General features: G+C 71.9%; 27 protein-coding genes. 12 read left to right on the top strand and 15 right to left on the bottom strand.

All coding sequences use genetic code 11. From position 1 onward, the window contains the following. Positions 1–582 (top strand): HNH endonuclease signature motif containing protein (locus AB4Y83_RS10565; RefSeq protein WP_442296832.1); only part of this gene is annotated, 582 nt, incomplete at its 5' end. 6 nt (positions 583–588) lie between these two features. Here the strand turns inward: AB4Y83_RS10565 and AB4Y83_RS10560 are convergent. The 4 genes from AB4Y83_RS10560 to AB4Y83_RS10545 all read right to left on the bottom strand — a co-directional run bounded on the left by AB4Y83_RS10560 (position 589) and on the right by AB4Y83_RS10545 (position 2,490). Continuing rightward, positions 589–969, bottom strand: a complete 381-nt coding sequence (locus AB4Y83_RS10560; RefSeq protein ID WP_442276154.1) for a VOC family protein — start codon at positions 967–969, stop codon at positions 589–591. Then, positions 969–1,493, bottom strand: a complete 525-nt coding sequence (locus AB4Y83_RS10555; protein WP_442296831.1) for an SRPBCC domain-containing protein — start codon at positions 1,491–1,493, stop codon at positions 969–971. Before AB4Y83_RS10555 ends, AB4Y83_RS10560 begins: the two co-directional genes overlap by 1 nt. Next, positions 1,490–1,807 (bottom strand): ArsR/SmtB family transcription factor, encoded by a 318-nt coding sequence (locus AB4Y83_RS10550; protein WP_442296830.1) that lies wholly within the window; start codon positions 1,805–1,807, stop codon positions 1,490–1,492. Before AB4Y83_RS10550 ends, AB4Y83_RS10555 begins: the two co-directional genes overlap by 4 nt. Before the next feature lie 188 nt (positions 1,808–1,995). Next, on the bottom strand, positions 1,996–2,490 hold the full coding sequence (locus AB4Y83_RS10545) for a CAP domain-containing protein (RefSeq protein ID WP_442296829.1): 495 nt from the start codon (positions 2,488–2,490) through the stop codon (positions 1,996–1,998). A 143-nt stretch (positions 2,491–2,633) separates the two neighbouring features. Between AB4Y83_RS10545 and AB4Y83_RS10540 the strand changes: the two genes are divergently transcribed. Both AB4Y83_RS10540 and AB4Y83_RS10535 read left to right on the top strand, forming a co-directional pair. Next, on the top strand, positions 2,634–3,212 hold the full coding sequence (locus AB4Y83_RS10540; protein WP_442296828.1) for a GNAT family N-acetyltransferase: 579 nt from the start codon (positions 2,634–2,636) through the stop codon (positions 3,210–3,212). Between the two features lie 9 nt (positions 3,213–3,221). Continuing rightward, a complete protein-coding gene (locus AB4Y83_RS10535) occupies positions 3,222–3,809 on the top strand; it encodes a DNA-3-methyladenine glycosylase I (protein WP_442296827.1) in 588 nt (195 codons plus the stop codon). A gap of 3 nt (positions 3,810–3,812) precedes the next feature. Here AB4Y83_RS10535 and AB4Y83_RS10530 read toward each other — a convergent pair whose 3' ends face one another. The 3 genes from AB4Y83_RS10530 to AB4Y83_RS10520 all read right to left on the bottom strand — a co-directional run bounded on the left by AB4Y83_RS10530 (position 3,813) and on the right by AB4Y83_RS10520 (position 7,815). Next, positions 3,813–5,369: a phytoene desaturase family protein gene (locus AB4Y83_RS10530; RefSeq protein ID WP_442296826.1), complete on the bottom strand. Its 1,557-nt coding sequence runs from the start codon at positions 5,367–5,369 to the stop codon at positions 3,813–3,815. A gap of 64 nt (positions 5,370–5,433) precedes the next feature. Continuing rightward, positions 5,434–6,525, bottom strand: coding sequence for an SGNH/GDSL hydrolase family protein (locus tag AB4Y83_RS10525; protein WP_442296825.1), 1,092 nt, complete (start codon positions 6,523–6,525; stop codon positions 5,434–5,436). A gap of 165 nt (positions 6,526–6,690) precedes the next feature. After that, positions 6,691–7,815: an AI-2E family transporter gene (locus AB4Y83_RS10520; RefSeq protein ID WP_442296824.1), complete on the bottom strand. Its 1,125-nt coding sequence runs from the start codon at positions 7,813–7,815 to the stop codon at positions 6,691–6,693. A 130-nt stretch (positions 7,816–7,945) separates the two neighbouring features. Here AB4Y83_RS10520 and AB4Y83_RS10515 point away from each other — a divergent pair, with 130 nt between their 5' ends. From AB4Y83_RS10515 to AB4Y83_RS10495, 5 genes are all read left to right on the top strand, one after another. Beyond that, on the top strand, positions 7,946–8,395 hold the full coding sequence (locus AB4Y83_RS10515) for a DUF6325 family protein (RefSeq protein WP_442276145.1): 450 nt from the start codon (positions 7,946–7,948) through the stop codon (positions 8,393–8,395). After that, entirely contained in the window at positions 8,392–8,718 is a 327-nt protein-coding gene (locus AB4Y83_RS10510) for an SHOCT domain-containing protein (protein WP_442276144.1), read from the top strand. The genes AB4Y83_RS10515 and AB4Y83_RS10510 overlap by 4 nt, the downstream gene beginning before the upstream one ends. 79 nt (positions 8,719–8,797) lie before the next feature. Continuing rightward, positions 8,798–10,462: a SulP family inorganic anion transporter gene (locus AB4Y83_RS10505; RefSeq protein ID WP_442296823.1), complete on the top strand. Its 1,665-nt coding sequence runs from the start codon at positions 8,798–8,800 to the stop codon at positions 10,460–10,462. Between the two features lie 52 nt (positions 10,463–10,514). Beyond that, complete coding sequence (locus tag AB4Y83_RS10500; RefSeq protein ID WP_442296822.1) at positions 10,515–11,201, top strand: PH domain-containing protein; 687 nt, start codon at positions 10,515–10,517, stop codon at positions 11,199–11,201. A gap of 51 nt (positions 11,202–11,252) precedes the next feature. Next, on the top strand, positions 11,253–13,016 hold the full coding sequence (locus AB4Y83_RS10495) for an AMP-binding protein (RefSeq protein ID WP_442296821.1): 1,764 nt from the start codon (positions 11,253–11,255) through the stop codon (positions 13,014–13,016). Here AB4Y83_RS10495 and AB4Y83_RS10490 read toward each other — a convergent pair. Continuing rightward, on the bottom strand, positions 13,006–14,679 hold the full coding sequence (locus AB4Y83_RS10490; RefSeq protein WP_442276140.1) for a metallophosphoesterase family protein: 1,674 nt from the start codon (positions 14,677–14,679) through the stop codon (positions 13,006–13,008). The two genes, AB4Y83_RS10495 and AB4Y83_RS10490, sit on opposite strands and share 11 nt — an antisense overlap. 103 nt (positions 14,680–14,782) lie before the next feature. Here AB4Y83_RS10490 and AB4Y83_RS10485 point away from each other — a divergent pair, with 103 nt between their 5' ends. Both AB4Y83_RS10485 and AB4Y83_RS10480 read left to right on the top strand, forming a co-directional pair. Next, a complete protein-coding gene (locus tag AB4Y83_RS10485; RefSeq protein WP_442276139.1) occupies positions 14,783–14,983 on the top strand; it encodes a hypothetical protein in 201 nt (66 codons plus the stop codon). Then, complete coding sequence (locus tag AB4Y83_RS10480; RefSeq protein WP_442276138.1) at positions 14,980–15,663, top strand: histidine phosphatase family protein; 684 nt, start codon at positions 14,980–14,982, stop codon at positions 15,661–15,663. The genes AB4Y83_RS10485 and AB4Y83_RS10480 overlap by 4 nt, the downstream gene beginning before the upstream one ends. Before the next feature lie 9 nt (positions 15,664–15,672). Here the strand turns inward: AB4Y83_RS10480 and AB4Y83_RS10475 are convergent, their stop codons facing one another. The 5 genes from AB4Y83_RS10475 to AB4Y83_RS10455 all read right to left on the bottom strand — a co-directional run bounded on the left by AB4Y83_RS10475 (position 15,673) and on the right by AB4Y83_RS10455 (position 19,689). Next, on the bottom strand, positions 15,673–16,323 hold the full coding sequence (locus AB4Y83_RS10475; protein WP_442296820.1) for a proteasome activator: 651 nt from the start codon (positions 16,321–16,323) through the stop codon (positions 15,673–15,675). A 99-nt stretch (positions 16,324–16,422) separates the two neighbouring features. Further along, positions 16,423–17,034, bottom strand: a complete 612-nt coding sequence (locus tag AB4Y83_RS10470; RefSeq protein ID WP_256794970.1) for a hypothetical protein — start codon at positions 17,032–17,034, stop codon at positions 16,423–16,425. Between the two features lie 140 nt (positions 17,035–17,174). Then, on the bottom strand, positions 17,175–18,152 hold the full coding sequence (locus AB4Y83_RS10465) for an NAD(P)H-quinone oxidoreductase (RefSeq protein ID WP_442296819.1): 978 nt from the start codon (positions 18,150–18,152) through the stop codon (positions 17,175–17,177). A 10-nt stretch (positions 18,153–18,162) separates the two neighbouring features. Then, positions 18,163–18,879, bottom strand: a complete 717-nt coding sequence (locus AB4Y83_RS10460) for a Type 1 glutamine amidotransferase-like domain-containing protein (protein WP_442296818.1) — start codon at positions 18,877–18,879, stop codon at positions 18,163–18,165. 36 nt (positions 18,880–18,915) lie between these two features. Further along, the gene (locus tag AB4Y83_RS10455) at positions 18,916–19,689 is read right to left on the bottom strand and encodes an IclR family transcriptional regulator (RefSeq protein WP_442296817.1); all 774 of its coding nucleotides are present in this window, start codon (positions 19,687–19,689) and stop codon (positions 18,916–18,918) included. Between the two features lie 100 nt (positions 19,690–19,789). On the opposite strand from AB4Y83_RS10455, the gene hutH reads away from it, so the two are divergent. Next, entirely contained in the window at positions 19,790–21,370 is a 1,581-nt protein-coding gene (gene hutH / locus AB4Y83_RS10450; RefSeq protein ID WP_442296816.1) for a histidine ammonia-lyase, read from the top strand. A gap of 43 nt (positions 21,371–21,413) precedes the next feature. Then, positions 21,414–23,069 (top strand): urocanate hydratase, encoded by a 1,656-nt coding sequence (gene hutU, locus AB4Y83_RS10445; RefSeq protein WP_056772246.1) that lies wholly within the window; start codon positions 21,414–21,416, stop codon positions 23,067–23,069. Positions 23,070–23,106: 37 nt separating this feature from the next. Here the strand turns inward: hutU and AB4Y83_RS10440 are convergent, their stop codons facing one another. Together AB4Y83_RS10440 and AB4Y83_RS10435 are read right to left on the bottom strand one after the other, a co-directional pair. Continuing rightward, the gene (locus tag AB4Y83_RS10440; protein WP_056822699.1) at positions 23,107–23,484 is read right to left on the bottom strand and encodes a DUF2256 and DUF3253 domain-containing protein; all 378 of its coding nucleotides are present in this window, start codon (positions 23,482–23,484) and stop codon (positions 23,107–23,109) included. A gap of 34 nt (positions 23,485–23,518) precedes the next feature. Next, positions 23,519–24,052, bottom strand: a complete 534-nt coding sequence (locus AB4Y83_RS10435; protein ID WP_442296815.1) for an aminoacyl-tRNA deacylase — start codon at positions 24,050–24,052, stop codon at positions 23,519–23,521. Positions 24,053–24,061: the final 9 nt, after the last annotated feature.

Below are 24,061 nucleotides of genomic sequence, written 5' to 3'. Positions count from 1 at the left end.
CCGGTCTGGGAGACCGACGGACACCCCGTCAACGTCGGCCGCGCCCACCGCGTCGTCCCCCACCGCACCCGCGTCCTGGTCCTGGACCGCGACCGCGGCTGCCGCTTCCCCGGCTGCGCCTCCACCCACCACCTCGAGATCCACCACCTCCGGCACTGGCGCGACGGCGGTCCCACCGACACCAGCAACCTCCTGGCCCTGTGCACCTTCCACCACGACGGACACCACCGCGGCGAGTTCACCCTCACCGGCGACCCCACCCACCCCGACGGACTCACCTTCCACACCGACACCGGACTGCTCATCGGCCCACCCCAGAAACCACCCCCACCACCCCCACCACCCACACCGCCCCCGCCGCCGCGGCTCACCCTGGCCCCCGACCCCAACCAACCGGACCGGTCAGACGGGCCGGACGAGTCAGACGGGTCAGACGGGTCAGACGGGTCAGACGGGCCAGACGGGCCAGACGGGCCAGACGGGCCGGAGCGTCGCAGACCACCAGCCCGACTCGGTCGCCGCTACCCCGCACCCTCCGGTGGCACCCTGCACCTGCACCTCGTCGACTTCACACCGACCTGACGCCACTCAGCTGTCGAAGAGCTGCTGCCCCTCCCACGTCGACAGGCAGAACGGGTGGCCGGCCGGGTCGGCATAGACCCGGCAGTGGTCGTTGGGCTGGACCTCGAGGAGTCGGGCCCCGGCCGCGGTCGCGCGCGCTCCGCTCGCCTCGAGGTCGTCGACGAAGAAGTCGAGGTGCATCTGCATCGGCGCGGGCCCGCCCGGCCAGGTCGGGGGTGCGAAGTCCTCGACCTGCTGGAAGGCGATGAGCGCACCACCGGTGCTGACCGCAGCCCAGTGCGCCGAGCCCTTCGCGACTCCCTCGGTGATCTCGGCGTAGAACTGCGCGAGCGCCAGCGCGTCGGGAGCGTTGACCGTGGTTCCGTCGAACCTGATCGTGCCGGACATCAGCGGTCCGACAGGTTCTCGTACGCGGGGGTCAGCTCCATCCAGCGCTCCTTCCAGGCCGGTGCGGGTGCCTCCTGAGACCAGCCACCGGCGTGGACCGAGCCGCCGCTGACCAGTGAACGCCCGAGGTCCTCGAGGTGCACCTGCCAGCCGGCTCCGTAGAAGTGGAGCTGCCCGACCGGCAGGCCGCGCTCCTCGACGACGAGGCGGGTCTGCGTCCCCTCGGTGGTGAGCCAGGCCTCGATCTGGCTCTCGTCGTCGGTGCCGGGCTCGGTCGTCAGCAACAGGTGGTGCGGTGCGTCGCAGACCTCGACCGTCGCCGGTCCGGTCCACGTGCTCGTGAAGACGGCGTGCACCGTCCCGCCCACGCGGAGGTCCCCGGACACCTCGGCGATCCACCGGGCCAGCCGCTCGGGGTTCGTGCACGCCTCCCAGAGGTCGTGGATGTCCGTGTCGTAGACGTCCTCCACGCGGACTGCTCCGCGGGTGTCGTCGAGGGCGCGCATCGTGCCGGTGATCTTCACTTCCGTGCCTTCTTTCCTCGTGCGATCTCCGTGTGCAGGGCATCGAGCCGGTTCTGCCACAGGGCGCGGTAGCCGTCCAGCCACTCGTCGACCTCGACGAGGGCCTCGGGGCGCAGGGTGTAGATCCTGCGCTGCGCCTCCTGGCGCACGTCGACGAGCCCGGCCTCGCGGAGCACCCGCAGGTGACGGGACACGCCCGGTCGGGCGATCGGCAGGGCGTCGGCGAGCTCGCCTGCGGTGGCCGGGTGGTCGCGCAGGATCTCGAGCACCGTGCGTCGGCTCGGGTCGCTCAAGGCCTGCAGTACCGCGTCCATGGAGTGAATGTACCCAATCAGTTATGTACCCGCAAGGGTAATAAACGACCAAGCCCCTCTGCATGGTGGAGCGAAGCGGGTGGAGCCCGCCGACCGAGCCTGCCCGGTGGGGCAGGCTCGGTCGCGCTGGCCCACGTTCCCGCAGTGCCATCTGCTGGCACGTCTTCGACGACTGAGGTGCTTCGGCCTCAGCCGCCGAAGTCCTGCGTCCAGTAGTAGCGGTAGGGGCCGCCGACCGCCGAGCCGACGCCGATGGCCCTGTAGCGGCAGTTGAGGATGTTGGCCTTGTGTCCCGGGCTCTTCATCCACGCGTCCATGACGGCCTTGGGTGTGGGGTAGCCGTCCGCGATGTTCTCGCCGATGAGCGAGCCGGTGTAGCCCTGCGCCCGGATGCGCTGCGCGAAAGTGCGGCCGTCGAGGCTCGTGTGCGAGAAGTAGCGGCGCTTGGCCATGTCGATCGAGTGCGCCTGCGCCGCTCGCGAGAGCCGCGCGTCCAACACGAGGGCGCRGCAACCGACCTTGGTTCGCTGGACGTTGACGAGCTGGATGACCTGGTTCTGGACGCTCACCGTCGCCCCCTCGGCCGGCTGCGACGAGCCGATCGCCGGGGTGGCGGCAAGCGCGGCCGACGCGGCGATGACGAGCCCGAGGCGGGTGCGGCTGGAAGAGCTGTTGAGCTGCATGGGTCCTCCGAGATGACTGCGGGCGTATGCCGTCCAGCCACGGTACGGAGGTCGCGAGCGTCTGTCGACAAAACGGACATGTCTACCGGCCGGCTCGCGCCGTCGACGGCATGCCGTCACCACCGGTGGCTAGCGTTGGCGCCATGACCTTCGAGGTGCGCCCCGCGACGCTCGCGCGGTTCGACGACGTCGCGACGATGCTCGGCCCGAAGAACCCGGCCTCGACCGTGTGCTGGTGCCTGAGCCACCGGCTCGATTCGAGGACCAACAGGGCGCTCGTCGGTCCTGAGCGCGGCGAGTTCGTCCGCGACCTGACGCGCCGCGCCGTCGCGCCGGGAGTGCTGGCCTACGACGGCGCCGAGGTCGTCGGCTGGGCCGCCGTGGCGCCCCGGTCCGAGCTGCCCTTCGCGCGGTCGGCGAAGATCCCGCACGTCGACGACGTCGCCGTGTGGTCGATCTGGTGCATCCGGGTCCGCCCCGGTCACCGCGGCCAGGGCATCGCCCAACCGCTCCTCGAGGGCGCCGTCGACTACGCCCGCGACCAGGGCGCGCCCGCCGTCGAGGGCTACCCCGTCGACAACCGCGGCGAGAAGGTCGACCTCACGATGGCCTACGTCGGCACGCGCRTGCTCTTCGAGCGAGCTGGCTTCGCCAAGGCGGCCGACACCGACTCCGTGTCCGGGGGCTTCCCCCGCGTCGTCATGCGCCGGGCGCTGTCCTAGGGTCGCGGCATGACGGTCGTTGGCGCTGACGGGCTCGCCCGCCCCACGTGGGCGTCGGTCGACCCGCTCCTCATGGACTACTACGACACCGAGTGGGGGGTGCCGATCCGTGACGAGCGAGGCCTCTACGAGCGGATCTGCCTCGAGGGCTTCCAGGCCGGCCTGTCGTGGGCGACGATCCTGCGCAAGCGCCCGAACTTCCGGGCGGCCTTCTCCGACTTCGACCCCGACCTCGTGGCGACGTACACCGATGCCGACGTCGAGCGGCTGCTCAGTGACGCCGGCATCATCCGCCACCGCGGCAAGATCCAGGCGACGATCACCAACGCCCGGGCCACCATCGCGCTGCGCGACGAGGGCGGTCTCGTCGACTTCGTCTGGGGTTTCCAGCCGCCCGACACCCCGCGCCCAGAGGACCACTCTGACGTGCCGACCGTGTCCGACGAGAGCAAGGCGCTCTCAAAAGCCTTGCGCAAGAGGGGTTTCGCGTTCGTCGGACCCACGACCATGTATGCCTTGATGGAAGCCGTCGGCATCGTCGACACCCACCTCATGGGCAGCCACCGGCGCGGCAGCTCGGGCGTCTGGCCCGCCTAGCCCTCAGCCGAGGATCGCCCGCGCCGCGTTGTGGCCGGGGATCGCGCTGACCCCGCCGCCCCGCCGGGCCCCCGCACCGCCGAGCAACACGTTGGCGTATGCCGTCTCGACGCCCCACGTGCCCACCTCGACGTCCCGCTCGGCCCAGGGCCACTGCAGCGAGCGATGGAAGATGTTGCCGCCGGGCAGGCCGACCGACTGCTCGAGGTCGACGGGACTCTTGACCTCGATGCAGGGGTTGCCGTCGGCGTCGCGGGCGAGGACCGACTCGATCGGCTCGCCGAGCACCGAGTCGAGCGAGCGGAGGGTGGCGGCCAGGGCCTCCTTCGTCGCGGTCTCGTTGTCGGCGCGGAAGAGCCGGGCCGGCAGGTGCAGGCCGAAGAGGGTCAGCGTCTGTGCGTCCGTGACGGCGAGGTCCGCTCCGAGGATCGAGCGGTCCGAGAGGGTGTGGCAGTAGATCTCGCACGGGGGAAGGTCGGGGATGCTCCCGTCGCGCGCGACGGCATACGTCTGCTCGAGCTGGCCGTAGCCCTCGTTGATGTGGAAGGTGCCGGCGAACGCGGCGGCGGGATCGACGGCGGCGTCGCGCAGGCGCGGCAGGCGCGTCAGCAGCATGTTGACCTTGAGCTGGGCGCCCTCGACGTCGGGCTCGGTGGCGACCGGTGCCGCACCCGCCTCGGCGAGGAGCCGGTTGAGGACGGTGGGTGCGCAACCGGCCACGAGGGTGCCTCCGACGGCGCTGCCGGTGCCGGCGCTCCCGCCGGACCAGGCGACCTCGCCCGTCGAGGGGTCGACCGACGTGACCTCGGCGCCCGTGACGATCGTCGCGCCGGCCGAGACCGCCGCTGCCGCAAGCGAGTCCGTGAGCGCGCCCATGCCCCCGACGGGGACGTCCCAGTCTCCGGTGCCGCCGCCGATGAGGTGGTAGAGGAAGCAGACGTTCTGGCGCAGGTCGCCTCCGCCGAGCGAGGCGAACGTGCCGATGAGGGCGTCGGTGGCGATGATGCCGCGGAGCGTGTCGTCGTCGGTGACCGACTCGATGAGCTCGCCGATGGGCCGCGTCGTCAGTGCGTCGAAGAGGTCGCCGTCCCCGGAGAGCGTGCGCACGTCGTCCTGGGAGCGCAGCGGTTCGAGGACCGTCGGGAAGACCCGCGCGGCGACGTCGGCCATCCGGGCGTAGAAGTCACTCCACCCGGCGTACGCGTCGTCGCCACCGGTCAGGGCGCGGAAGGCCGCTCGGGTCGCCGCGACGTCACCGTGGTCGACGAGGAGGCCGCGGGCGGGGTCCGACGGGACCGGCGTGTACGACGAGAACCGCCTCCGGATGAGCCGCAGGTCGAGGTCGAGGTCGGTGAGCACCTGACGCGGCAGCAGCGAGACGAGGTAGGAGTAGCGCGACAGTCGTGCGTCGACCCCCTCGAAGGCGCGGGCGGACACGGCAGCGCCGCCCACCCGGTCCGATCGCTCGAGGAGGAGGACAGTCCTTCCCGCGCGGGCCAGGTAGGCGGCGGCCGTGAGGCCGTTGTGACCGGCCCCGATGATGATGTCGTCGTAGCGCACCCGGTCAGACTAGGTGCCGTGCCCGGGCGACGCCCGACGACCTCACCACTTCTTCACCGCGGGCTCACCGCGGAGCCACGGACCTCCTCGCGGCGTCCTGACGGGCCGAGTAGAGCCGGTCGGCGGTGTCGATGCTGGCGCGGCTGCTCAGGTCGACCCCGGCGCGGGCGGCGGCGGCGCGGGCCGCGGGGGTCGTGAGGTCGGGAGCGACGAAACGCTCCGGTGTGATCGTGCGGTCGACGGCGGCATACCTCCTCGCGTCCCGGGCCAGCGCGTCGGCGGACGCGACGGCCTTGGCCTCGGCCTGCGACGCCGAGAGCGTGAGAGCGAGCCCGAAGGCGGGCTTGGTGACGACCGCGTAGCCGTCACGGTGCCCGGCGATGTTGGGGTGGTAGCTCTCGCCGACCGGGTTGGACAGGCCGTTGAGCCACTCGACGTTGTCGCACACGGCGTGGCCGACGAACTTCGAGGTGGGGTTGACGAAGGTGAAGCCGGCGTTCGAGGCGGCCGTGGCCGTCTTCGCGTTGAGCAGGTCGGCGGTCGCGTTGAGGCGCGACTCCTCGGTGGGGGAGAACCACGTGAACGCGTTGCAGTCCTCGCCGTTGAAGATGCGCGGGTATCCGACGACGATGACGCGGGCGTTCGGGGCCTTGGCGCGGATCGAGGAGTAGAGCGTCGCGAGCCGGCCCGGGATCGTGTTGGTGATGGTGCCCTGGGCCGTGTCGATGGCGCCGTTGCAGTTGCTGAGCCAGCTCGGCTGCGCGCACGTCGTCAGGACGCTCGCGAAGCCGGCGTCGTTGCCGCCCACCGAGATCGTGACGTATGCCGTCGTGCTCGACAGCGCGGACAGCTGGGTGTTCGTGACGTCGGCGACCGTCGCGCCGGAGCACGCGCGGAAGCTCAGTGCCAGCCCGAGGGCAGAGGCGTCGAGCGACGGGTAGGCGTAGACGGAGCGCTGGCACGACGTGCCGTCGCTGATGTACGTCCGGGTCCCCGTGCCCGAGGAGTAGGAGTCGCCGAGGGCGACGTAGCCCGTGCCTGCGGCGACGGCCGGGGCGCCGAGGGCGAGGGCGGCTCCGGCTCCGATGAGGGCGCAGAGACCGGCCTCGAGGGCACGCCGGCGGGTGGATGACATGACGGACCTGCTGCTCTTCACGACACACTCCTTTGTGGGTGGAAGGCTTGCTGACGCCGAGCACTGCAACCTGCCGGGGCGCCGCCCGCCGGCCACGCTGTGCCCTGCGTCACACGTCCCACTACCGGACAGTAGGGGCACCGTGCCCGACCCGCGAGCCGAACTGCAGCCAGACGGTCCGGCTCGTCAGGACGGCGCCTCGCGACGGTCCCCGAGGAGGCTGCCGAGCCATTGCGCGTGAGGGTCGGCGTCGACGAGCAGGGCCTTGACGAGCAGCGTCAGCGGGATCGCGAGCACGGCGCCGATGCCGCCGAGCAGCACGGACCAGACGACGAGGGACAGGACGGTCACGACCGCTGAGAGGCCCACCTCGTCGCCGACGATCTTCGGCTGGATGACCGACTGGATGATGAGGTTGATGACGCTGTAGACCACGACGACGAGGGCGAAGAGGCTCCACCCGCCCTCGAGCAGCGCGAGGATCGCCGGTGGCACGAGGCCGATGACGAAGCCGATGTTGGGGATGTAGTTCGTGATGAAGGCGAGCAGGCCCCAGAGGAGCGCGCCCGGCACCCCGACGAGCCACAGGAACATGGTGTCGAAGACGGCGACGATGGCACCGAACACCGTTGCCACCACGAGGTATCGGCGCGTGCCGTGCGTGAAGGACATCATCGCCGACACGAACGCAGGGCGCTCGGTGCGGAGGGTCGTGAGGGTCTCGGAGAAGCCCCGGGCGTCCATCGCGGAGAAGAGCACGAGCGCGAGGACGAAGACGAGGTTCGTCACGAGCGACAGGATGTCCGAGAGGAGCGACGTGATGAGCGCGCTGACACGCCCGAGGTCGAAGGACGAGGCGATCGCCTGCGTCTGCTCGGGCTTGACCCCACGGGCGGCGAGCCAGTCGGTCACGTCGGCGACGAGGGCCGCGAGGTCGTCGGCGTACTGGGGGAGGAGGCCTGCGAGCTCGGCGCCGGACACGACGACGAGCAGGGCGAGCCCCACGATGCCGAGGTAGATCACGAAGACGACCGCGAGCGTGCCCAACCAGTGGGGCAGCCCGCGCCGGACCATGGCGTTGCGCACCGGGAAGGCCGCGACGGTCAGGACGAGGGCGAGGAAGAGCGGCCCGACGATGCCCGACACGAGGTGGATGCCGAAGGCGACGACGAAGCCGGCCGCCAGCGCCACGAGGATGAGCACGCCCCGCGGGATCGCGGGGCGTGCTCGCCTCGCCGGAACGAGCCCGGACGGCGCCCCGGGGACCGGGTCCCCAGGGTCTCCGGCCCTCGGCACGTCCCTTCCGCTCATGCCTGTCATGTCACCACCGGCGCCGACGGCGGGCGTCACCCCGTCGGGGTGATGCCCACGGCGCGGGCGCACCGGAGCATGAAGGCGAGCGGTGCCGGTCACGACTCCGCCACGAACCGGGAGGAGTCCCATGTCGACTGCGACGACAGGGCCGATCGGGCCGGTGGACCTGGCGGTCATCGGCTTCCGCGGAGAGCTGCGGCAGGGCGGCATACGCGATGCGGTGGCGCGAGCGGTCGACCAGGGCGCGGTCCGCGTGCTCGACGTGCTGCTCGTCCGCAAGGACGACGACGGCAGCGTGCTGATGTACGACGCCGAGTCACCCGAGGGTGCCGAGGAGCTGCTCGGCTTCCCGACCGTCATGCCTGACCTCGTCGGCGAGGAGGACGCCCTCGCCATCGCCGCCGAGATGGACCCTGGCACGACGGTGCTCGTCATCGCCTGGGAGAACGTGTGGGCGTCCGAGATCGCTGCCGAGGTGCGCGAGCTGGACGGGCAGCTGCTCGTCATGGAACGCCTGCCGCGTGAGGACATCGAGGTGGCGCTCAGCGCGATCGCATCGAACGAGGAGGGGTCATGAGAGGACGCAGGGGCCGGCCCGGTCTGCTGGGGGTGGCCGCCCGTACGGCCGTCGTCGCCGGCACCGCCACCGCCGTGAGCGGCAAGGTGCACCAGGGCCAGCAGGCCAAGGCGCAGCAGGCCGCGGATGCCGACGCCTACCGGCAGCAGCAGGAGGCCCAGGCCATGGCTGCCCAGGCGCCGCCGCCCCCGCCCCCGCCTCCTGCTGCGCCCGCGGCCGACGACGTGCTGGACTCCCTCGAACGCCTGGCGGCACTGCACGCGCAGGGCATCCTCACCGACGAGGAGCTGGCGCAGCAGAAGGCCCGCATCCTGGGCGGCTGATCCGGATGTGGGGGCCGCCAACGGTGACGTCGACGGCGGCACCGTGACGGGCGGCGCAGGACGAGCTGCCTGGGGGCGGGTGAGGAGCCCGTCGGTCCGCGCCGATCTCAAGGCGGGCGTCGTGCTCGGCATCGAGAGCGTCCCCGACGGTCTGGCGAGCGGCGTCCTCGCGGGCGTCAACCCGCTCGCCGGTCTCTACGGCTACCTCTACGGCATGGTCGGCGCGGCGCTCTTCACGAGCAGCACGCTCATGGCCGTCCAGGCGACCGGCGCCATGTCACTCGTCGTCGCCGACGCCGACCTGGGGTCTCGACCCGACCCGGAGCGGGCGCTCTGGACCTTGGCCGCGCTGACCGGCGTCGTCATGATCGCGGCCGGCTTGCTGCGGGGAGGGGCGCTGCTGCGGTTCGTGCCGAGCTCGGTCATGACCGGCTTCGTCACGGCCGTCGGCGTCAACATCGTGCTGGGCCAGCTCGGCGACTTCACGGGAGCCGAGACCTCCGGCGCCAACCGGGTCATGCGCACCCTCGACCTGGTTCTCCATCCGTGGCGGATCGACCTCATGACCCTCCTCGTCGGGGTGGTGACCCTCGTCCTCATCGTCGGGCTCCAGCGCACCCGCCTGGGCGCGCTCGGCCTCGTGGTCGCGATGGCCGTCGGCTCGCTCCTCGCGGGCGTGCTGGGGTCGCTCTTCGACGCGCACGTCGCGGTCGTGGGCGACATCGCCGCGGTCCCGCACTCCCTGCCGCTGCCGGCGCTGCCGTCGCTCGGCGACGTGCCCTACCTCGCGCTTCCCGCGGTCTCTCTGGCCTTCATCGGACTCGTCCAGGGCGCCGCGGTGTCGGCTGCGGTGCCCAATCCCGACGGGCGCCCGTCCGTCGCCTCGCGCGACTTCATCGGGCAGGGGGTCGGCAACATCGTCTCCGGCCTCTTCAGGGGTATGCCGGTCGGCGGCTCGATGTCGGCGTCCTCGCTCGTCGCGACCGCGGGCGCCCGGACGCGCCTCTCGCTCGGCTTCGCCGGCGGCGTCATGGCGCTCGTCGTGCTCGTCCTCGCCGACGTCGTGGCCCTCGTCGCCCTACCGTCCATCGCGGCGCTGCTCATGGTCGTCGGCGCCGGCGCGGTGAAGCCGGCGAGGGTGCAGTCGGTGATGCGCACGGGGACCGTCCAGACCGTCGTCCTCGCGCTCACCTTCGTGCTGACTCTCCTCATCCCGGTGCAGTACGCCGTGCTCGTCGGGGTCGCCCTCGCGATCGTGCTCCACGTCGTCGAGCAGTCCAACCGGGTGCGGGTCACCCGCCTCGACCTCGACGCAGACGGGAGGGTGCGTCAGTGCGAGCCACCGGTCACCGTGCCGGGCGGCGAGGTGCTCGTGCTCCAGCCGTACGGCTCCCTCTTCTTCGCCAGCGCCCCGACGTTCCGCGCGTTGCTACCACGCGTCGACGAGGGGTCGCAGCACGCCGTCGTCGTGCTCCGCCTCCGCGGCGTCGACCAGATCGGCCTGACCCTCATCGACGTGCTCCGCGGCTACGCGAGGGAGCTTCAGGCCCACGGTGGCGTCCTCAAGCTCGTCGTCGACAACCGGCAGGTGCTGCACCAGATTGAGGCCGAGGGGCTCGTCGGCCTCGTCGGACCCGACCACGTCTACCTCGGCACCGAGTTCCTCGGCGAGACCACGCGCCGGGCCCGGGCCGACGGCCTGCGGCTGCTCGCGGAGTCCGACCCGACCGACGGGGAGGCGTGACCGCCTAGGCTGAGTGGCAACGCGTGGTCCGAGCGGACCTGACGACAGGAGGATGACCGTGGGGTTCCCGGAGAACGTGCTCGCCAAGGGAGAGAAGGTCGAGCGCGACCTGCACCCGCACTGGCTCACCGTCGTCGTGCCCACGATCTTCGGCCTGCTGCTGGCCGCGGCCTGCATCACCGTCGCCCGCGCCACCCCCGACGACGACACCGGGAACCGGATCCAGTGGATCGCCGTGGCGGTCTTCGTCCTCGTCGCCGTCCCGGCGGTCTTCGTGCCCTACCTGCGCTGGCGCACCACCCACTACGTCATCACCTCGCACCGGGTCATGGTGCGCCGAGGCATCCTGACGAAGAACGGCAAGGACATCACGCTCTCGAAGATCACCGACGTGAGCTTCCAGCAGACCGTGGTCGACCGGATCATCGGCGCGGGCTCGCTGCACATCGAGTCGGCCGGCGACAGCCCCGACGAGAACCTCACGAACATCCCGCGCAGCAACGAGGTCCAGCAGCTCATCAACCGCCTCATCGACGAGGACGACCTGCGCCGGCGCGCCCACGGCCGCGGCCTGGCCGACGGCCCCGGCTCGGATCCGGCCTTCGCGGCCGGCGACGACGGCTACAGCGAGGACACGACGGCGATCCCGCGCCAGCGGTCCGAGCGGGCCGACCGTCCCGAGCTCGCGGAGGAGCGCCGCCCGCGCGACCTCGGTGACGGCAGCGACCAGCCGCTCTGAGCCCGTCGCCGTCCCCTGCCGCACGGCAGGCGCGTGTGGCATCGTCGGGTCATGACCTCCACTGTCGACGAAGCCGGTGTGACCGCGACCTACCGGGCGGCCCGTGACGAGCTCCTCGCCCTGCGCGGCGACCACGCCAGAGCCGTCCGCGAGTTCACCTTCCCCGACGTGGGAGACCGCTGGAACTGGGGCGTCGACTGGTTCGACGCCGTCGCCCGGGGCAACGGGGGCGCCTGCCTGACGATCGTCGAGCAGGACGAGTCGTCGGCGTCGTACTCCTGGGACGAGATGGCCCGCCGCTCCGACCAGGTGGCCGCGCACCTCGCCACCCTCGGTGTGCGCCGCGGTGACTCGGTGATCCTCATGCTCGGCAACCAGGTCGAGCTCTGGGAGTCGATGCTCGCCGTCATCAAGCTCGGCGCCGTCGTCATGCCGACCACGACCGCCGTCGGCCCCGGCGACCTCGTCGACCGGATGGAGCGCGGCGCGGCCCGCGCCGTCATCACCAACGCGTCCGAGGTGCACAAGCTCGACGACGTGCCGGGCGACTACCTGCGCGTCGCCGTCGGTGGGGCCGACCCGGCCGGGACCGCCACGGCTGGCTGGCAACGCCACGAGGCGGCATACGACCTCGAGGTCCCGCCCACCGAGCACCCGGGCACGGCGCCCGACGACCGGATGCTCCTCTACTTCACGTCCGGCACGACGAGCCGGCCCAAGCTCGTCGAGCACACCCAGCGCTCCTACCCCGTCGGGCACCTGTCGACGATGTACTGGATCGGGCTGCAGCCCGGCGACGTGCACCTCAACATCAGCAGCCCCGGCTGGGCCAAGCACGCATGGTCGTCGTTCTTCGCGCCGTGGGCGGCCGAGGCGACGGCATTCGTCTACAACTACAGCCGGTTCGACCCCGTCGCCCTGCTGCGGGTCCTGCGCACGCACGAGGTCACCTCGATCTGCGCGCCGCCGACGGTGTGGCGGATGCTCATCAAGAGCGACCTGTCCGGCGGACCGGGGTCGCTGCGCGAGGTCATCGGTGCCGGCGAGCCGCTCAACCCCGAGGTCATCGCGCAGGTCGAGAAGGCGTGGGGCCTGACGATCCGCGACGGCTACGGACAGACCGAGATGACGGCAGCGGTGGGCAACACCCCCGGCTCCACCGTCAAGCCGGGCTCGATGGGCCGGCCGCTTCCTGGCTGTCCGGTCGTCGTCGTCGACCCGATCACGAATGTCCTTGTCACGGAGGCCGACTCGGACGGCAACCGCGAGGGCGAGATCTGCCTCGACCTGTCGCAGCACCCCGTCCCGCTCATGACCGGCTACCAGGGCGACGAGCAGCGCAACGCCGACGCCATGGCCGGCGGTTTCTACCACACGGGCGACGTCGCGTCGGTCGACGTCGACGGCTACATCTCCTTCGTCGGACGCACCGACGACGTCTTCAAGGCGAGCGACTACAAGATCAGCCCGTTCGAGGTCGAGTCGGTGCTCATCGAGCACCCGGCCGTCGCCGAGRCCGCCGTCGTGCCCGCGCCCGACCCCGTGCGCCTGGCCGTGCCCAAGGCCTACATCGCCCTCGCCCCGGGCCACGAGCCCGGTGAGGACGTGGCGCGCTCGATCCTCGCCCACGCCCGCGCGAAGCTCGCGCCGTGGCAGCGGGTCCGGCGGATCGAGTTCTACGAGCTGCCCAAGACGATCTCGGGCAAGATCCGCCGGGTCGAGCTGCGGGGCCGCGAGACCGACCTCGAGGCGACCGGCGCCGACCAGCCCGCGAACGAGTGGCGCGACGACCAGTTCCCCGACCTCAAGGGGTGACCGACAGCCCGGACGGCACGGCAGGGGTCGTGGTGCCTGACGATGTCGGGTCGTCCGGGGCGATCGGCAGCGATCGCACCGACGTCTCGTCGATGCGGCTGCAGATGCGCTTGGCCGGGTCCGGCTGGTCCTGACCCGGCTGCTGGACGGTCGGTGCGGCGGGCCGGTAGGGGTCGATGCGGGCTCCGCTGATGACCTGCACGCTGTCGTAGGCCGGGCGGCCCTCGAGCAGGTTGCGGAAGGAGTAGCGGGTCAGCGAGGTCAGCTCGCACGACGTGCCGAACTGGGCGATGTCGAAGGAGTACGGCTGGCCGTCGAGCTCCTGCCCCGGACCCTCGGAGTAGTGCGAGACGACCCCGCCACCGGTGAAGGTGCCGACCTGGATCCGGTTGCCCTCGATCGCGGGGGTGTGCATGTGCCCGTTGATGAGCAGGCGTCCCCGCTCGACCTGCTCGGCGGCATACGGCTCGTGCGTCACGACGATGTCGGGCTCGGGCTGGCCGGCGACGGCCGCGTTGTAGCGGTCGGCCGCGGGCTTGGCCTTGGCCGTCGGGTCGGCGTTGTCGTCGCCGAAGTAGCGCGGGTCGTTGAAGCCGGTGATGCGCAGCCCGTGGAAGGTCAGCTCGCGCAGTGACCCGGCGGCGTCCTCGAGGAGCACGACGTTCGGGATGCTCGCGAGACGGGCGACGACGGCCCGGTCGCTCGCCGACGACTGGTCGTGGTTGCCGCTCGTGAAGACGTAGGGCACGCCGAGCGACTGGATGGACCGGTAGAGGTCGGCGGCGTCGCCCTCCTGGACGCGCCCGAAGTTGACGAGGTCGCCGCTGTCGATGACGGCGTCGACGTCCTCCTCCTCGATGATCGTGCGCATCAGGGCGTACTGGTTCGCGCCGTGGATGTCGGAGACGAGCAGGAGGCGCGCCGAGACGGGCTCGTTGACGTTGCCGGCGACGTACTTCTGCTGGAGCGCCTGCGTCACCGCGAGGAGGTTGCGGAAGTAGGGCGTCACCTGGGTGGCGCGCGCCTCGACGTCGGCGAGCAGGCCGGCGTTGCGCTGCACGACGCCGAGGACGCCGCTCGTGCGGTACTCCGCGAAGCGGCCCGGCTGGTAGGTCAGGGCGATCCCGCCGAAGGTCACGGTGGTCGCCACGACCATCGCGGACGCGACGAAGAGCACGTGGTGGCGACGGGTGGTGCGCTGCCTGATGTAGTGCGAGGCCAGGGCGAGGAGCACCGCGATCGCCGTCGCGCCGAGGACGAAGCGGATGCCGACGCCGACGGCGGCCTGCGCGATCGCCGACGAGATCTCGTCGGGCGAGGGCTGCAGCGCCTTGATGTCGACGTTGGGACGGGTGAAGAGGTTGGTGATCTCCTCGCGCACCGCGACCTGCACGTCGAGGCCGGGCGCGACGATGGGAGAGGCGAACTGGACGTCGACGTCACCGACGATCGTCGGCGCGTGGAGCACGGGGGAGTGACGCGGCACCGGGTCGAGGCGCAGGACCGCGCGGTACTGGGAGGTCTCGGCGACGGTCGGCGCGAGGTTGGTCGCGGCCACGCCACCGAGGTAGCAGGCCACGAGGACCGCGAGCCACTTGAGCACGTGCGAGGCCCGGCGCAGCCAGGGGCTGTCACCGGTCAGCAGGTCGCCCACCTGTCGCATCGCCTCACCCTAACCGGACCGGGACGTGTCACCCGGACGGCACCGCCCGTTCACGTGCGGGTGGTGCGATGGGGTGGTCAGCGCATCGCAGCGAGGGGGAGTCATGGGGTCGACTCGTCGCAGGGCCGTCGTCGTCACGGCGCTCATGGCGTATGCCGTCCTGCTCGCTGTCGGCCCGCGTGTCCTCGGCGGGTCGGCCGGGGTCGTCATCCTCGTCGCGAGCTTCGTCGTCGGTTTCGCCTGGCTCGTGCTCCTCGTCGCCCCGTGGGCGGCACGGGGTCGCGACCGTAGTCTGAGGCGGTGAACCTCGAGCACCGACCGAACCGGATCATCCTCGTGCGGCACGGCGAGTCCGAGGGCAACCTCGACGACACCGTCTATGAGCGCGTACCCGACCACCGGATCAGCCTGACGCCCAAAGGTTTTCAGCAGGCCCGCGACACGGGTGCCGCGATCCGGGACGTGCTCGACGGGGAGTCGGTCGAGGCCTACGTCTCGCCGTACGTGCGCACCCGGCAGACCCTCGAGGCGCTCGCCCTGCCGGTGGTGGAGCGGGACGTGCGGGTCGAGCCGCGCCTGCGCGAGCAGGACTGGGCCAACTTCCAGGACCCCGTCGACATCGCCCAGCAGAAGGCCGAGCGGGACCGCTACGGCCACTTCTACTACCGGTTCAGCCACGGCGAGTCCGGGTCGGACGTCTACGACCGCGTGTCGACGTTCCTCGAGTCGATGCACCGCAACTTCGAGACGCCGACCGCGCCGCGCAACGTCGTCATCGTGACGCACGGCCTGACGATGCGGCTCTTCTGCATGCGGTGGTTCCACTGGAGCGTCGACTACTTCGAGTCGCTCGACAACCCCGAGAACGCCCAGCCCGTGGTGCTGCTGCGCCAGAAGGACCTCCACTACAAGCTCGAGGCGCCGTTCACGCAGTGGAACCCCGACGTCGTGCCGACCGAGCGCGAGCGCTCGAGCTGGCTCTGACCGCCGGGGTCAGAGGTACTGCCCGGTGGGTCCGGACTCCCCGGGGTGGTGCTCGCCGGGCTGCATGCCGGGGGGCGTGCCGTAGGAGGCGCCCGGGCCGGGCGGCAGGGCGCGCATCTGCTGGAGCTGCTGCTGCGCCGCCATCTGCTGCGCCACCAGCGCCGTCTGGATGCCGTGGAAGAGTCCCTCGAGCCAGCCGACGAGCTGGGCCTGGGCGATCCGCAGCTCGGCGTCGGTCGGGGAGTCGTCGCGGAAGGGCAGGGCGATCCGGTCGAGCTCGGCGACGAGCTCGGGCGCGAGGCCGTCCTTGAGCTCCTCGATGGAGCGGTGGTGGACGTCGGCGAGGCGACGGCGCCCGGCCTCGTCGAGCGGCGCGTTGCGCACCTCCTCGAGCAGCTGCTTGATCATCGACCCGATGCGCATGACCTTGGCCGGCTCCTCGACGAGGTCGGCCGGGTTGGTGCGCTCGCGCTCGCGTCGCTCCTCGCGGCCCTCCGGGTGGGGACCGGCGCCGTCGGGGCGATCCTCGCCCTGGGCGTCCGCGACGCCCATGCCGTCGGGCGTGACGACGACGATGCGCGGCTCGTCACGCTGGGAGTCGGAGTCGGAGTCGGAGTCGGTGTCGGTGCCCTGGCCCTGTCGGCTCGCGTCGTCGCTCATGCGCTCCATCCTGCCTCACCGCGCAGGTCGAGCGGTCGGGGCCCGTGCGTCCCCCGTCAGGTCGCACGGGCCCCTCCTCGTCCTCGCGGCCGACGCGGGTCAGTGCGAGCCGGCCGTGGCGAACCACGGATGGTGCAGGTCGTGGTAGCGGACGTCGCTCATGGCCTGGTCCATGTCGGCCATCTGCTCCTTCATCTCGGGCGGCATGTCCTTCTTCTCGCCCTCACGGGCATCTGCCTCGGTGCGGAACGCCATCGTCTGCGTGAACCAGCCATCGGCGTCGACCGCGATGGTGCCGCCGAGGATGTCGGGCCGCTCCGTGTGGAGGGTGTCCATCGGCATGTCGCGCATCATCCGGAACTTCTCCTGGTCGCTGATGCGCCCCTGGATGACCTGGACGAACTGCGCGTCGTCCGACCCGCCGTCGAGCATCATCGTCACGTCGTCACAGTCGTGGAAGGTGACGCCGCCGTCGAAGCACTTCTCGGTGTCAGCCCACCAGGCGCCCTGCTCGGGGCGTTCGCTGTTGCGCATCGCCGACTCGCGAGAGTCGAAGCGGACGACGCCGATGAACTCGTTGTCGTCGTCGATGCCGTACGTGCCGCCGAGCCAGCCGGCCGCGCCGGGCTCGAGCTCTTCGCGCCAGGCGTCCATGCGGCGGTGGAGCATGTCCGCGTCGTGGGTCTTGCCCTGAATCACTTGGATGAACACTGCAGGTGCCTCCCGGTACTCGTGTGGTGGGAGGGCCGCTTCGTGGCGAAGGGGTCCACCGGTCAACGGTACGCCGGCGGTGGGCAGCGCGTCAGGGGACGAGTCGGACACGGCCGGATCGTCCCGCGACACAAGGCAGCTCAGGTGGTGAGGAGGATCTTGCCGATGTGGCCCGACGCCTCCATCTCGCGGTGCGCCTCGGCGGCGTGCTCGAGGGGGTGGCGCGAGTGGACGACCGGACGCACCGCGCCGGCCTCGATGAGGGGCCAGACGTGCTCACGGACGGCGGCGACGATGGCGGCCTTCTCCGTCGCGGGGCGGGCCCGCAGCGAGGTGGCGATGACGGCGGCGCGCTTGGCCAGCAGCATGCCCATGTCGAGCTCGCCCGTTCGGCCGCCCATGAGGCCGATCGTGACGAGGCGTCCGCTGATGGCGAGGACCTCGACGTTGCGGGAGAGGTACTTCGCGCCCATGTTGTCGAGGATGACGTCGGCGCCGTGACCCCTCGTCAGCTCGCGGACGCGCTCGACGAAGTCCTCCTCGCGGTAGTTGACGAGGAACTCGGCACCGAGGTCGCGGCACACGTCGAGCTTGGCCTGGCTGCCCGCCGTGACGGCGACGTGCGCGCCGACCGCCTTGGCGAGCTGGATGGCCATGGTGCCGATGCCCGAGCTGCCGCCGTGGACGAGGAGCACCTGGCCCGGCTGGATGTTGGCGACGAGGAAGACGTTGGACCAGACGGTGCACGTCACCTCGGGCAGGCCGGCCGCGTCGACGAGCGAGACGCCGCGCGGCACCGGCAGGAGCTGCTCGGCCGGCGCCACGACACGCTCGGCGTAGCCGCCTCCGTCGATGAGGGCGCACACCTCGTCGCCGACCTGCCAGTCCTCGACACCTTCGCCGAGCGCCGCGATGGTGCCGCTCACCTCGAGGCCGGGGTACTCCGACGCGCCGGCAGGCGGCGGGTAGTGACCGAGGCGCTGCATGACGTCGGCGCGGTTGACACCCGCGGCGGCGACGTCGATGAGCACGTGGCCGGCCGTCACCTCGGGGTCGGGCACCTCGTCGAGGACGAGGCTGTCGGCGTCTCCGGGCTCGGGGATCGTGATGGCGCGCATGGGGTCGAGCCTATTGACCTCCGGCCCGAGCCCGCACGAGCGCCCCGCCGGGCGTCGCCGTGTCCGGCGTGACGTGCCACACGCGCCCGGCGCCGGCCATCGCACCGTCCGACCGCAGGAGCGTCCCCTCGTCGATCGCGACACCGCTCGGGGCCAGCCCCGCGGCCACCACGGCGACGAGGCGTGAGACGTTGCCCCACTGGGCGGCGTGCACGTCGACGGCTCCCGGCACGAGGCCGATGCCGCTGACCACGGCCACGTCGTCGAGGTCCTCGTTGCTGTCCTCGGGGCAGACGGGCCGCCCGTCGAGGAGCCAGCCGCCGATGACCGCGTGGGAGCCCGCGATCGCAGCCCCCGCGGAGAACCCGGCATACGGCATACCTGTGGACACGAGCGCGCGGATCCGGTGGTAGGCGCCCGTGAGGGACGCGTGGTACTCCGGCGTGGGGCCGCCGCCGACGAAGAGGCCGTCGATCCCGTCGAGGACGGCAGGCTCCAGCGGCGTGCCCTCGGCCACCCGCTCCACGACGAGGTCGTGGCCACCCACGAGGCCGAGCGTGTGGACGTACTTCTCGTGGTACTCGAGCGACTCGGGGTCAGTGCCCATGACGACGAGCACGATGCGCGGGGTGCCGCCGGCGCGACGCGCGGCGGCTTCGACGAAGGGTCCGTAGAGCGTGGGGGCGAGGTCGTCGTCCCAGCCGCCGCCGATGAGGTGGACGTCCATGTCGGCACCCTAGGAGACCCCGGTGCCGGGTGGGGCTCAGCGGCGACCGGTCGGGCTGGGGCTGAGACGGCGGGCGATGTCCTCGGCGGCGAGACGGGCCCGGGCCACGAGCTCGGCGACGTGCTCCGTGCTCGCGTCGGGTGTCCGCAGCGTCAGGGCGATCGCCGCGAGCGGCCGGCCGGCGCGGTCGAGCACGGGCACGGCGACCGACGACAGGTCGGCCGTCACGGTGCCCTCCTCGCGGGCGTAGCCGTCGGTGCGCGTGCGGGTCAGCACGCTCCGCAGCTCGCCGAGCGACCGCGGCCCCCCACCGCTGCGCTGCACGAACGAGGCCCGGTCGGGGTAGAGCGCCCGCACCTGCGTCGCGGGGAGGGCGGACAGCATCGCGAGCCCGCTGGCCGTCAGGTGGGCGGGCAGGCGCACACCGACGTCGGTGACGAGCATCGGCTGCCCGGGGGCGCGTTCCTCGAGGAGGTAGATGACGTCGCGTCCGTCGAGGGTGGCGAAGTGGGCGTTGCGGCCGCACTGGTCGACGATCCGGCGCATGGCTGCCCGCGCGACACGGGCCAGGGGCGCCTGGCGCTGGTAGGCCGACCCGAGCTCGTACGCCGCCTGGCCGAGACCGAAGCGTCGCTCCTCGACGTAGTGGGTGACGTAGCCGCGGCTGTGCAACACCTTGAGCAGGTGGTAGACCGAGCTGCGGGGCAGGCCGAGGTCGCGGGCGATCGACGCAGCGGGCACCGGCTCGGCGTGGCGGGAGAGGTGCTCGAGGACGTCGAGCGCGTTGGCGGCGGCGGGGGCGTTGGACATGTGGGCCACCTCCGGTCCGCGATCGAGGAAGTCTCGCATCCGAGACAATTGTCCTCCCTCGCGGGCCAACGCGCCAGCCGTTCGGCGGTTCGATGGGTCCATGAACGCAGCACCCGCCACCGCCCACTCGGTGACCGGCGCCGGCACCGTCACGGTCGGCACCGGTCCGCTCTCCCTCGAGGACGTCGTCGCCGTCGCCCGCCACGACGCCCGGGTCGAGCTCTCCTCCGATGCCGAGGCGGAGATCGCCCGCAGCCGCACCGTCATCGAGGACCTCGCGAACGACACCGTCGCCCACTACGGCGTCTCGACCGGCTTCGGCGCGCTCGCGACCCGCCACATCCCGACGGCGCTGCGCGCCCAGCTGCAGCGCTCGCTCGTGCGCTCGCACGCCGCCGGCGCCGGTCCCGAGGTCGAGCGCGAGGTCGTGCGCGCCCTCATGCTGCTCCGTCTGTCGACCCTCGCGACGGGCCGCACCGGCGTCCGCCTCGAGACCGCGCGGACGTATGCCGCCCTGCTGAGTGCCGGTATCACCCCCGTCGTGCACGAGTACGGTTCGCTCGGCTGCTCCGGCGACCTCGCGCCGCTGTCGCACTGCGCGCTCGCCGCGATGGGCGAGGGGCCGGTGCGCCTCGCCGACGGCACGCTCACCGACGCGGCAACCGCCCTGGCGGACCACGGGATCGAGCCCGTCGTCCTCGCCGAGAAGGAGGGCCTCGCCCTCATCAACGGCACCGACGGCATGCTCGGCATGCTCGTGCTGGCCATCCACGACCTGCGTCACCTGCTCAAGGTCGCCGACGTGTCGGCCGCGATGAGCGTCGAGGGCCTGCTCGGCTCCGACAGCGTCTTCGCGCCCGACCTGCACGCGCTGCGCCCCCAGGTGGGTCAGGGGGACTCGGCCGCGAACATCCTTGCCGTCATGGCGGACTCGCCGATCCGCGAGTCGCACCGCACCGAGGAGTGCACCCGCGTGCAGGACGCGTACTCCCTCCGCTGCGCGCCGCAGGTGCACGGCGGCGCCCGTGACACGGTCGAGCACGCCGCCCGCGTCGCCGCTGCCGAGCTGGCCTCGGCCGTCGACAACCCCGTCGTCACCACCGACGGCCGGGTCGAGTCCAACGGCAACTTCCACGGCGCCCCGGTGGCCTACGTCCTCGACTTCCTCGCCATCGTCGCGGCCGACGTCGCGTCGATGTCCGAGCGCCGCTCCGACCGCTTCCTCGACCAGGCCCGCAACCACGGGCTCCCGCCCTTCCTCGCCGACGACCCCGGCGTCGACTCGGGCCTCATGATCGCGCAGTACACCCAGGCCGCCATGGTCTCGGAGATGAAGCGTCTCGCCGTCCCCGCGTCGGTCGACTCGATCCCGAGCTCGGCCATGCAGGAGGACCACGTGTCGATGGGCTGGTCGGGTGCCCGCAAGCTGCGCCGTTCCGTCGACGCGCTCGGCCGCGTCCTCGCCATCGAGGTGCTGACGGCGGCGCGCGGCATCCAGCTGCGGTCCCCGCTCGAGCCGTCGCCCGCCACCGGCGCGGTCATCGCCGCGCTGTCCGCTCGCACCAACGCGGCCCCGGGGCCCGACCGCTTCCTCGCCCCCGACATCGAGGGCGCCCACGGGGCGGTGACCGACGGCGACGTCCTTGCCGCCGCCGAGTCCGTCACCGGCCCGCTCCGCTGAGCGAACCGGCACACCAACGTTTTCCACCTCGAAGGAGAGTGACATGGAAGGTGCACGACCCGTCCGCGCGGCGCGTGGGACGACCCTGACGGCGCAGTCGTGGGCCACCGAGGCCCCCCTGCGGATGCTCATGAACAACCTCGACCCCGAGGTGGCCGAGCGCCCCGACGACCTCGTCGTCTACGGCGGCACCGGTCGCGCGGCCCGCGACTGGAAGTCCTTCGACGCGATGGTCCGCACGCTGACCACGCTCAAGCAGGACGAGACGATGCTCGTCCAGAGCGGTCGTCCCGTCGGCGTCATGCAGACGCACGAGTGGGCGCCGCGCGTCCTCATCGCCAACTCCAACCTCGTCGGCGACTGGGCCACGTGGCCCGAGTTCCGCCGCCTCGAGCACCTCGGCCTGACGATGTACGGCCAGATGACGGCCGGGTCGTGGATCTACATCGGCACCCAGGGAATCGTCCAGGGCACCTACGAGACCTTCGCGGCCGTCGCCGAGAAGCGCTTCAACGGGACCCTCGCCGGAACGCTGACCCTGACCGGCGGCTGCGGCGGCATGGGCGGCGCGCAGCCGCTCGCCGTCACGATGAACGACGGCGCCTGCCTCATCGTCGACGTCGACCCGGCCCGCCTGCACCGGCGCGTCGAGCACCGCTACCTCGACGAGGTCGCGACCGACCTCGACGACGCGATCGAGAAGGCGATGGCCGCCAAGCGCGAGCGCCGCGGCTGGTCGGTCGGTGTCGTCGGCAACGCGGCCGAGGTCTTCCCCGAGCTGCTCCGACGGGGTGTCGAGATCGACATCGTCACCGACCAGACGTCGGCGCACGACCCGCTCAGCTACCTGCCCGAGGGCGTCGACGTCGCCGACTGGGCCGAGTACGCCGAGAAGAAGCCCGAGGACTTCACCGACCGCGCCCGCGCCTCGATGGCCAAGCACGTGAAGGCGATGGTCGAGTTCCAGGACGCCGGCGCCGAGGTCTTCGACTACGGCAACTCGATCCGCGACGAGGCCCGCCAGGGCGGTTACGACCGCGCCTTCGAGTTCCCCGGCTTCGTGCCCGCCTACATCCGCCCGCTCTTCTGCGAGGGCAAGGGCCCGTTCCGCTGGGCCGCGCTCTCGGGCGACCCGCGCGACATCGCCGCGACCGACAAGGCCGTGCTCGAGCTCTTCCCCGACAACGACCGTCTGCACAAGTGGATCCGGGGTGCGCAGGAGCGGATCGCCTTCCAGGGCTTGCCTGCCCGCATCTGCTGGCTCGGCTACGGAGAGCGCGACAAGGCCGGCCTGAAGTTCAACGAGATGGTGCGCACGGGCGAGATCTCGGCGCCCATCGTCATCGGGCGCGACCACCTCGACAGCGGCTCCGTCGCGAGCCCCTACCGCGAGACCGAGTCGATGGCCGACGGCTCCGATGCCATCGCCGACTGGCCGCTGCTCAACGCGCTCGTCAACACGAGCTCGGGCGCGAGCTGGGTCTCGATCCACCACGGCGGCGGCGTGGGCATCGGCCGGAGCCTCCACGCCGGTCAGGTCTCCCTCGCCGACGGCACCGACCTCGCCGCGCAGAAGCTCGCGCGCGTCCTGTCGAACGACCCCGGCATGGGTGTCATCCGCCACGTCGACGCCGGCTACGACATCGCCGACCGCGTCGCGCACGAGCGCGGTGTCCGCGTCCCGATGCAGGAGGGCTGAGAGGGCGTATGCCGTCCGGTGGGGTCGTGCGGACCGCTCAGCGGGGGCGGCGCACCGTGATCGGGCCCTTCGCGTGGTCCGGGTCGATGACCCGGCCACCCTGGATGATCTGGGCGCGCCCGGCGGCGACGAGCCGTCGGGCGGCGTTCCGGGCGGGCTCGACGAGCGCCTCCCAGTCCGCGCCGCCGACCTTTCGAGCCGCCTCCGACGGGTCGACCGTGGCCGAGGCGGCGTGCGCCCTGACGAGCTTGGTGAGGGCGTCCTCGAGCTCGAGGTCGACGGGGGTCAGGCCGTGCTTGCGGCAGTTGTCGGAGCACCAGCGCACCGTGGCCCAGTCGCGCTCCCAGGCCTTGCGCCACGTGATCGTGCGACCGCATCGAGCGCACGGTTTGGTGGGCAGCGGGGTGCGTGACATGTGCACAGTCTGCGCCCTCGGGACGGCGCGGGCGTCAACGGTCCTTGTGGACCTCCTCGTCGGAGATGTCGGCGACCGTCGCGTCGAAGAGGCGGATGACGTCGTCGCCGTTGACGGTGAGGCCGACCCCGTGGCCGCCACCGCCGAGCGAGATGCGGCGCCCGACGAGGTGCGTGTCGGCGATGACGGGAAGGCGCGCGGCCGAGCCGAAGGGCGTGATGGTGCCGCGCTCGTAGCCGGTGACGGCCTTCGCGGCCGCCGCGTCGGGCATCGAGATGCGGTTCGTGCCGAGCAGGGCACGCACCTTGGCCCACGAGAAGGTGCGGTCGCCGGGTACGAGGACGAAGACGTGGTCGTCCTCGGCCCGGCGCACGACGAGGGTCTTGATGAGGTCGCGCGGCTCGATGCCCCGAGCGGCGGCCGCCTCCTCGAGGCTCGAGACGCGCCCGTGCCGGGTCACCGTGTGCTCGATGCCCGCCGCGAGGACCGCGTCGACCGCCGGCGTGCGGATCGGCGTTTCCGGGCCCGAGTCACTACGCTCGGCGGTGTCATCACGGTCAGGATCCATGGGACAGAG

The organism is Terrabacter sp. RAF57 (genome assembly GCF_052113925.1).
Lineage (GTDB): Bacteria > Actinomycetota > Actinomycetes > Actinomycetales > Dermatophilaceae > Terrabacter.
Note: the sequence above shows the minus strand (reverse complement) of the source record. Positions and strands in the feature narration are given on the sequence as shown.

Excerpts from the sequence above, each read along its gene's own strand:
- AB4Y83_RS10560 (WP_442276154.1), bottom strand. The coding sequence starts at position 969 with ATGTCCGGCACGATCAGGTTCGACGGAACCACGGTCAACGCTCCCGAC.
- AB4Y83_RS10550 (WP_442296830.1), bottom strand. The coding sequence starts at position 1,807 with ATGGACGCGGTACTGCAGGCCTTGAGCGACCCGAGCCGACGCACGGTG.
- AB4Y83_RS10535 (WP_442296827.1), top strand. The coding sequence starts at position 3,222 with ATGACGGTCGTTGGCGCTGACGGGCTCGCCCGCCCCACGTGGGCGTCG.
- AB4Y83_RS10520 (WP_442296824.1), bottom strand. The coding sequence starts at position 7,815 with ATGAGCGGAAGGGACGTGCCGAGGGCCGGAGACCCTGGGGACCCGGTC.
- AB4Y83_RS10515 (WP_442276145.1), top strand. The coding sequence starts at position 7,946 with ATGTCGACTGCGACGACAGGGCCGATCGGGCCGGTGGACCTGGCGGTC.
- AB4Y83_RS10510 (WP_442276144.1), top strand. The coding sequence starts at position 8,392 with ATGAGAGGACGCAGGGGCCGGCCCGGTCTGCTGGGGGTGGCCGCCCGT.
- AB4Y83_RS10500 (WP_442296822.1), top strand. The coding sequence starts at position 10,515 with ATGACCGTGGGGTTCCCGGAGAACGTGCTCGCCAAGGGAGAGAAGGTC.
- AB4Y83_RS10490 (WP_442276140.1), bottom strand. The coding sequence starts at position 14,679 with ATGCGACAGGTGGGCGACCTGCTGACCGGTGACAGCCCCTGGCTGCGC.
- AB4Y83_RS10485 (WP_442276139.1), top strand. The coding sequence starts at position 14,783 with ATGGGGTCGACTCGTCGCAGGGCCGTCGTCGTCACGGCGCTCATGGCG.
- AB4Y83_RS10475 (WP_442296820.1), bottom strand. The coding sequence starts at position 16,323 with ATGAGCGACGACGCGAGCCGACAGGGCCAGGGCACCGACACCGACTCC.
- AB4Y83_RS10465 (WP_442296819.1), bottom strand. The coding sequence starts at position 18,152 with ATGCGCGCCATCACGATCCCCGAGCCCGGAGACGCCGACAGCCTCGTC.
- AB4Y83_RS10460 (WP_442296818.1), bottom strand. The coding sequence starts at position 18,879 with ATGGACGTCCACCTCATCGGCGGCGGCTGGGACGACGACCTCGCCCCC.
- AB4Y83_RS10455 (WP_442296817.1), bottom strand. The coding sequence starts at position 19,689 with ATGTCCAACGCCCCCGCCGCCGCCAACGCGCTCGACGTCCTCGAGCAC.
- hutH (WP_442296816.1), top strand. The coding sequence starts at position 19,790 with ATGAACGCAGCACCCGCCACCGCCCACTCGGTGACCGGCGCCGGCACC.
- hutU (WP_056772246.1), top strand. The coding sequence starts at position 21,414 with ATGGAAGGTGCACGACCCGTCCGCGCGGCGCGTGGGACGACCCTGACG.
- AB4Y83_RS10440 (WP_056822699.1), bottom strand. The coding sequence starts at position 23,484 with ATGTCACGCACCCCGCTGCCCACCAAACCGTGCGCTCGATGCGGTCGC.
- AB4Y83_RS10435 (WP_442296815.1), bottom strand. The coding sequence starts at position 24,052 with ATGGATCCTGACCGTGATGACACCGCCGAGCGTAGTGACTCGGGCCCG.